Annotated in this window: 7 protein-coding genes; all 7 read right to left on the reverse strand. The window is 29.3% G+C overall.

Annotated elements, in window-relative coordinates; all coding sequences use genetic code 11:
* Window positions 1–44: 44 nt before the first annotated feature.
* Window positions 45–788 carry a DUF6339 family protein gene (locus Q0370_RS00780; protein ID WP_299570754.1) on the reverse strand — a complete coding sequence of 248 codons (744 nt, stop codon included), beginning with the start codon at window positions 786–788 and terminating at the stop codon, window positions 45–47.
* Window positions 789–790: 2 nt separating this feature from the next.
* Window positions 791–1,672: a hypothetical protein gene (locus Q0370_RS00785; protein ID WP_299570756.1), complete on the reverse strand. Its 882-nt coding sequence runs from the start codon at window positions 1,670–1,672 to the stop codon at window positions 791–793.
* Entirely contained in the window at window positions 1,656–2,303 is a 648-nt protein-coding gene (locus Q0370_RS00790) for a hypothetical protein (protein ID WP_299570758.1), read from the reverse strand. The genes Q0370_RS00785 and Q0370_RS00790 overlap by 17 nt, the downstream gene beginning before the upstream one ends.
* 81 nt (window positions 2,304–2,384) lie before the next feature.
* Window positions 2,385–3,542: a hypothetical protein gene (locus tag Q0370_RS00795; RefSeq protein WP_299570761.1), complete on the reverse strand. Its 1,158-nt coding sequence runs from the start codon at window positions 3,540–3,542 to the stop codon at window positions 2,385–2,387.
* Window positions 3,543–3,607: 65 nt separating this feature from the next.
* Window positions 3,608–5,155, reverse strand: a complete 1,548-nt coding sequence (gene guaA / locus Q0370_RS00800) for a glutamine-hydrolyzing GMP synthase (protein ID WP_299570769.1) — start codon at window positions 5,153–5,155, stop codon at window positions 3,608–3,610.
* A 118-nt stretch (window positions 5,156–5,273) separates the two neighbouring features.
* Entirely contained in the window at window positions 5,274–5,804 is a 531-nt protein-coding gene (gene nrdG / locus Q0370_RS00805) for an anaerobic ribonucleoside-triphosphate reductase activating protein (protein ID WP_299570764.1), read from the reverse strand.
* Window positions 5,805–5,827: 23 nt separating this feature from the next.
* Entirely contained in the window at window positions 5,828–8,020 is a 2,193-nt protein-coding gene (locus Q0370_RS00810) for an anaerobic ribonucleoside triphosphate reductase (protein ID WP_299570767.1), read from the reverse strand.
* Window positions 8,021–8,258 lie beyond the last annotated feature (238 nt).

The raw sequence follows: 8,258 nt of genomic DNA on the forward strand, positions 1-8,258 counted from the left end.
TAATCTAATAGAATTCAAAATCTAATTTTATAAATTATACAAAGTTATTTATTTAGATTATAATAATGCTCGATAATTTTATTTTTCAGTTCTTCCTCAGAAAGGTAGTCCAGAATAATCATTCCTCCTAAAAGATTGACATATCTGATGAGTTCTAAAAAACTTTCCCTATTTACTTTGTTACCATTTTGCTCTATTTCAGATATTGCTATTAAAATTGCACGTACTATTTTTGGATTACTGGTAAAATTACTGGAAAAAAGGCTTAAAACTTTTGTTCTGAAATCAGTTTTTAAATATTCTAAGGCTTCATAAGGATTCTGCCTTTTTTTATCATATGTCAGTCTTCCTATCCACCATAATCTGGAAAGAGAATGAGTAATCAGATTTCTTCTTTTACTGGATTGGAAGAAAAAGTCAGAAAGAATTTTATTTTTATCAATATCATTTGTAAATTTTCCTCTATATAGCATATAATTCCAAAAATTATAGTGTGCTAATCCAGCCCATAATCTTTCATCAGTAGCTTGAATATTAGATAAGTCTTTTAAAGCATCATATAGTTTTTTTACATTATTAAAATCAGTATATTCCGGTTTTTCTTCATTAGTTTCTAATGTAAAATCTGGTACTTCCAATTTAAATTCACCAAAAGGAGATTCGCCTTTAAAAGATTTATATTTTTCAATAATCCAATTATTTTCTTTATTTAAATATTCATGTTTAAAAATTTCTACATTAGTTTTGAAATAATAGAGTGCTTCTTCCTTCATAAAGTATATCTTCATATTTATTGCTCCTCTTCGATATTTTCTAAATTATTTATAATATTTAGGCTTATAAGAGATTTGCTGATTGGAAGTTCTAAAATTTCCTGAGCTAATTCGAAAGAAGTTACAGAATCACTTTTAAACAAATCCTCATTAAAAGATTTAGAATATTTTTCAAATGTTTTTTTTATAGAAGAGAACCATCGGTATTCTTTAAATTCTTCAAAGTTTTCTCTGAGTTTTTCAAATGCAAATACTAGTGTAGGGAAAATCAGGAATGAATTAATGATATTAATATTGTCGTTATTTCCAAATTTAAAATTACTGTAATTATTGTAATCATTAATATTTAACATTATTCTTATTTTATCTGAACTAAGATTAATTTCTATTGGAGATTTTTCGTCAGTTTCTTTTTTACAAATCATAAAGATAGACGGGAGATGAGATAAATCATCATTTTCTCTTTCTACAGAAAAACTTTGCTGGGTTCCTATTGCTAAAATACTTCCTTTATAGATTTTAAATTTTGTATTATCATATTCAGAATTCCAATCAGAATTAGTAAAGTTTATTAAATCTTTTTTAGCTACGATGAAAGGGCAAAGGTTAATTTTTCCAAGTAAATTTTTATCTATTAATTCAAATGACAAATTATCACTTTTTGTATTTTTGACTAATCTGTATGATGTTGCAGAACTTTCAATGTGTAAAATATACTCAACTTCTTCATTTTTAATCATTTCAGCAAGCTCTGTATTATCAAGCTTAAAATGAACTTTCAAATTAAATTTCTTAATTTCTCTTTGTAATTGAATATCACAATCAAAAGTAGACGTCTTATAGTCATCATTTTTATTCCATAGAACTGGATATGGAAAAAGTTTATATTTTATGTCCATAAATAGCTACCTCCATAGAATAAATTTCATTACTTTTAATTTTATAAAAAATGTGATATTTATTTCCTTTAGTTACATCACCAATAAAAATACTATTTTTCCTAAACTTTAAAGGTTCCTTTTTTTCATTTTCAGCTTTTTCTAAAATTACATGTGTATTATTTTGCTCACCGGAGGCTGAAATCTTTATAGATGTATTTTTAGTTGTTTCAACAGAAGTAAAAGATAATTTATATATATTATTTTCCATATCATATAAAAATAATCTTAATTTTAATGGTGTTATATTATCAAATTTTTTTTTGAGCTTCATGTTTTCATCTAGATAATCGCCTTCAATAAAATTCTCATTATCAAAGAAGTTTTTATTTTTTATAATTCCATCTTCATAGTAATAATTAGGGGATAAAAAATCAGAATTATCAGAAATTTGTCCAGAATCATCCGTTTCACTAGTAAAGTTTTCTTTATTATCAGATAAATTTTTATTTTTTTCAATTTTCAATTCTGTATGTTTTTCTAAAGAAGTATAACTTTTTATATTATCATTTATATTTTCAGATTCAGAATTATTATCTGTTTTAGTTTCAATATTATCTGGAATAAATTCTCCTATCCCAATTGCATCCATCTCATCTGAAATAGTTTCATTTCCAATTTTTAGAATTTCTTCCTTTATAAAAGAAAATAGTTCCTTTTTTCTTTTTTTAGCTTAAGTTTTATTACTATGTCTATCTTCTTCCCAATTGTTGTGCTGAGGATTTTCCATTTCTCTAAAAAATTCATTTATACTTTGTGCTCTTAAAACACAGACTCCAGAAAATGGAATTGAACTTGAAATATTTGCTTTATCAAAAATTTTCATCCCGTTATCTCTGGCAATTAACACCTTTCTTCTGAAATCTTTTTTTATAAGTAATTTTAATTCAAGTTCTCCAAGGTTTTGAAAATCTTTTTTTATGCATCTGGATTCACTATCAGTCAATACTTGATAATAATTATATGTTAATGGTATTTTTTCTTTGTAATTTTCCATTAAACTATGAATTTTTTCTTTAGATATAACTATATCATGAATTATTACTTCTAAGTGATTTTCTAAAATGCTGATTAGATAATTTTCAATTATTGATTTAGTAATTTCTTCCATCCAATTATTTTCTTTTATAAATCCTAATATGTATAAATCAGTTCCAAACTCATTTCTCACATATTCATCTATAGAAAATAAATCATTTACTGCAGAATTATCAGAAATTCTTCCATAGTACCCAGTTCCTTGCGTAATATAACTTTTATCAAAATTTTCAAATGAGACTAATTTAGAGACACCTTGATATGCTTTTAGATTATTTTTATCAAAAGTACTGTAGAATACAGTTCTTAATTCTGAGCAAGCAAAAGGAGCGGACTTTCCTATTCCGAAACTTCCGCCTGCTTTTCCACTTTTATTAGAGACTCCGGATGATTTAACTAAGTCTTGCCATGTTGACTCTTTTACTTTATCTGAACCTGTAAGTCCAGTTGTATTATAATCACTAATACGCATTACATCTATAAAATCTCTACTACAGATTTCAATAGCTCTATCACAAAAAGTATTAGTTTTAGAGTTATCCCAATAGGATTTACATAAATTTAGAACTTTATGTAAATAATCAGTATCAGGGATTTTTTCTTTTTTTACAGAATTTAAAGAGAATTCTACTCTTACAGGTTTACTATGATCTAAGCATGCATCCAGAGAATTTTGACAAATTTCTCTAGCTAATGATCCAAGCAGGTCACCTTTAAATGTTTCAATTCCTGCTTCACCAATTCCTAAAATTGTACCATTATTATTACTTGGAAAATTCCAACCTAAATTCATTTGACCATTAAATTCATTTAAATATTTAAATGAATCAGACTCCTTTCTTCTTATTTAATTCTTTCCTACTCCCACTCAATAGTCCCCGGTGGCTTAGAAGAAATATCATACACAATTCTATTAATACCGTTTACTTTGTTTATAATCTTATTTGATACTTCCTCAAGGAATTCATAAGGAAGTTTTGACCAAGTGGCAGTCATGAAGTCGATGGTATTTACTGAACGAATAGCTGCTACGTATTCATAAGTTCTTTGATCGCCCATAACGCCGACAGTTTTTACAGGCAGTAATGTTACGAATGCTTGATCTACTTTGTCGTAAAGTCCTTTTTCCATTAGTTCTGTGATGAAGATGTCGTCAGCTTCTTGAAGGATTTTTACTTTATCTGGAGTTACTTCTCCGATAACTCTGATTCCAAGTCCTGGGCCTGGGAATGGGTGTCTTTTTATAATTGTGTCAGGAAGTCCAAGTTCATGTCCTACTTTTCGTACTTCGTCTTTAAATAGTTCTTTTAAAGGTTCAAGTAATTCAAATTGCAAGTCTTCTGGCAATCCTCCTACGTTATGGTGAGATTTTATTGTGTGCGAAGGGCCTTTTATAGATTGAGATTCGATTACATCAGGATAGATTGTACCTTGTGCTAGGAATTTTGCACCTTCCTGTCCTTTAAGTTTTCTGATTTCTTCGTTAAAGACTTCGATAAATTCGTTTCCGATGATTTTTCTCTTGGCTTCAGGTTCGTCTACACCTTTTAATTTGTTTAAAAATCTGTCTTTTGCATCAACGAAAACAATGTTTAAGTCAAAGTGCTTTTTGTAATATTCAAGAACTTTTTTTCCTTCATCTTTTCTTAGAAGACCAGTATCTACAAACATACAAGTAAGCTGGTGTCCGATTGCGTTGTTAATCAGAACTGCGGCAACTGATGAATCTACTCCACCAGAAAGGGCAAGCAGTACGTGTTCATCTCCGACAGTTTCCTTGATGGATTTTGTTTTTTCAGTAATAAAACTTGAAATTTTCCAGTTTTTTTCGCATTTACAGATGTTAAATACAAAATTTTCTAAAATTTGTGTTCCACATTCAGAATGGACTACTTCTGGGTGGAATTGAAGTGCGTAAATTCCGTGATTGTTTGTAATTGCGGCGATTGATGAATCTGTTTTTGCGATAATTTCAAAACCTGTTGGCAATTCTGTGATGTGATCGTTGTGGCTCATCCAGATGTTAGAAGATTTTTTTACTCCTGTAAACAAAGGATTGTCGTTATTTTCTACTTCTAATACAGCTTTCCCAAACTCTCTTGAATCTGCCTTTTCAACTTTTCCGCCGTTTAAGTGTGTGATTAGTTGCATTCCATAGCAAATTCCCAAAATCGGAAGATTTAAGTTAAATACTTCAGGATTTACAGTTGGAGCGCCTTTTTCATAAACTGAAGCAGGACCTCCTGAAAAGATGATACCTTTTACCTTTTCTTCTCCATTTTTTATTTTTTCAATATCAATTAAAGGCACAATTTCACAATAAACTTCCATCTCTCTAATTCTTCTGGCAATTAATTGGCTGTATTGTGAACCAAAATCGATGATAATAATTTTTTCTTTCACTATTTCACCTCTATTTATTAAAATTTTTTATAAAACATAATTTTATACAAGTATTTTAGCATTATTTTTGAGTTTTTTCTATATGTTTTTGGTATAAAATGAAATTTTTATTTTTTAAGATTTAAATAAAGAATTCTTCTTTATTAATAATTCTCTGATTACTGCTTCCTCTAAATTTTATATTTGGGTCATAAAGTTCTTTTACAAATCGTCCGTCGACTAGTACATCTACATATTTAAGGCATTTTTTACGTAATTCATCTTCACGTAACTGTTCGATTGTATAGCCAGTATAAAGCCATATATTTTTTCCTGTCTTTGCCTTTAGGAATTTTAGCACTTTTAACATATCTGTGGGATTAAAAAGAGGATCGCCACCACTTATTGTAATTCCATCAAGCAAGGTGTTCTCATTTATTTCCTTAGCAATTTCTTCTAGTTTTTCATATGTGAGTATATTTCCATGATTGGGGTTCCATGAATATTCGTTGTGGCAGCCAGGGCAGGCATGTGAGCAACCTGCAAAATAAAGTGAATAACGAAGACCGATACCATCAACAATGGTTTCCTTATAAGTCATTAAAAGCCTTAATGTAAAATCATTTTTTAGATTTTCTGAATTTTTTTCTTTTATTTCTTGTTCTTCATTCACTTTAAATTACCTCACTTTTTGCATTATTTTACGCCGTGTTTTACTCTATCCTGCTCTTCAGCCTGTTTTGCACTGTTCCAGCTGTCCAAGTCTCCTGTCAAGTAACCTGTTATTCTTCTAATTCTAGAAATATTGTGACTTCCGCAAATTGGACATTTATCATAAATTATCGCTTCTGTTCCACAATCTCTACATCTGTCAACAGGGTGGTTTATCGAACCGTAGCCAATTCCCGTATCTTTCATTACTTTTACAATTTTTAGCATAACACCTATATTTTTACGAGCTTCTCCATCCAGTTCCACATAAGTGATGTGCCCTCCTCTTGTTAGTTTATGAAACGGCGCTTCTTTTCTAATTTTGTCAAAAAGACTGATTTCTTTTTTTACGTCAATATGGAATGAATTTACGTAATAATCTCTGTCTGTAACATTTTTAATTACTCCGAACTCATTTCTGTCAATACGCAAAAATCTTCCTGTCAGACTTTCAGCTGGAGTTGCCAGAATCGAATAGTTTAAATGATATTTATCTCTAAATTCATCTGCGACTGTGCCCATTTTCTCAATTGTGTCATAAAGCACTTTATAGGCAACTTCGCTTGTTCCATGTTCTACATCAAATAAGGCGTACATTGCATTTGATCCACCAACAAATCCTATCGAAAGTGAACCTGAATTTATGGCTTCTCCTACTTCTTCATTTCCATCCTTTACTCCAAGCCCTTTCCACAAATTATTGCTTCTCATAAATGGAAATTGCTTTGCAAGAGCAGTTTTTTGGAAATTGTAACGCTCATAAAGCTGTTCTCCAGCTAGATATGTTGTTTCTAGGACTTTTTTCTGAAATTCTTCTGTTAAAAGTTTGATTTTTTTATTATTTTTTTCTTCTTCGTTTAAAAATTTACCAGCTTTTTCCATTTCTAAAATTTCATTTTCTACTTTTTTTCTTGTCAATATTGCAATTCTAGGGAAATTAATGCTTGTAAATGATAGATTTCCACGTCCAAGACTACTTTTTTCACCATTCACATTCTCAAAAACACGTGTACGGCAGCCCATTGTAGCAATTTCGTATTTATATTTTTTCGGATCATCCATTTTCCATTTTTCGTGTCTGTTAAATTCTGAATCGAGAAAAACAAAATTTGGAAATAGTCTTCTGCTTGAAGTTTCACAGGATAGCAGTAGTAAATCAAAATTTGGTGTTTCAAAAATATTTTTTTTATTTTCTGAATTATTTTCATAAGAAATTTTTTGTTTTTTCACAGTTTCTAAAATTCCATCAAAATCGTTTCTAGCTAGATTGTAGTCATTTTCAGAATAATTAAGACCTTCTTTTACTTTAAAGATTTGTATTGGGAAAATTGGTGTTTCATGTTTACCAAGACCGTTTGATGTCGCTTTTAGAAGTTCACGGATAACCATTCTTCCTTCTTCTGAAGTATCTGTTCCATAATTTATTGAAGAAAAAACAACTTGATTTCCGCCACGTGAGTGCATTGTGTTCAGATTGTGCAAAAATCCTTCCATTGCTTGATAAGTTTCAGTTTCAGTATCTTCATAAGTTTCTATCAAAAGTTTAATTAAATCATCTTTTTTTATTTCAAAAAAATTTTCCATTAATTTTATTATATTTTCGCTACACTTTATTGAAGAAATATTTCCTTTTAGAAAATTTTTTATATTTTCTTCCTTATCCTTAGTAATTTCGATTCCATTTTTTATTTTTAAAAAACTTAAAATTCGTTTTTTTAGATGCCTTCTAAATGATTTTAAGACTCCTTTTGCCATATAAAAGTCAAATGCTGGGATAGCCTGTCCGCCGTGCTGTTCATTCTGATTTGTTTGAAAAATAATGGTTGCAAGCGTTGCGTAAGTAGAAATGCTCTGTGCTTCACGAATATATCCGTGCTTTGTATAAAATCCGTTTTCAAACATATCTTCAAGGTCATACTGCAGGCAAGTTGTAGTCTTGCTGGAATAAAAGTCTAAATCATGAATATGGATAAGTCCTTTTTCATGGGCTTCCTTGAATTGTGGTGAAATCAAATTTTCCAAAGCGTAAATTTTAGAAACTTCGCTTGCAAATTTCATCATTTGCCCAGCTGGTGTCATTGCCGACATATTGGCATTTTCATTATTCGTATCATTAGATTCGACATTTACTATTCCTGCTATTATATTTTTTAAATTCTCTGTTAATTGTGCTTGCATTTCCGTTCCTCCCTATTTTTTCTAACAAATTAAAGTAAAATATTTTAGAATTGAACAAAAGGTTTGATTTTTTCACATAAATTGCAATATTAATTGTGGTATTTTTCAAAATTTATTTAAAAACTTAAATTTCCTGAATTTAGTTTTTTAGATTCAATTTTAAAATTTTTTTCTTATTTTTCTAAATACCAATTAACCTTCCCTATGAATTATAATAAGTTTTATTTAAAACACAAAA

Origin of the sequence: uncultured Leptotrichia sp. (assembly GCF_938036635.1) — a bacterium.
Lineage (GTDB): Bacteria > Fusobacteriota > Fusobacteriia > Fusobacteriales > Leptotrichiaceae > Leptotrichia > Leptotrichia hongkongensis.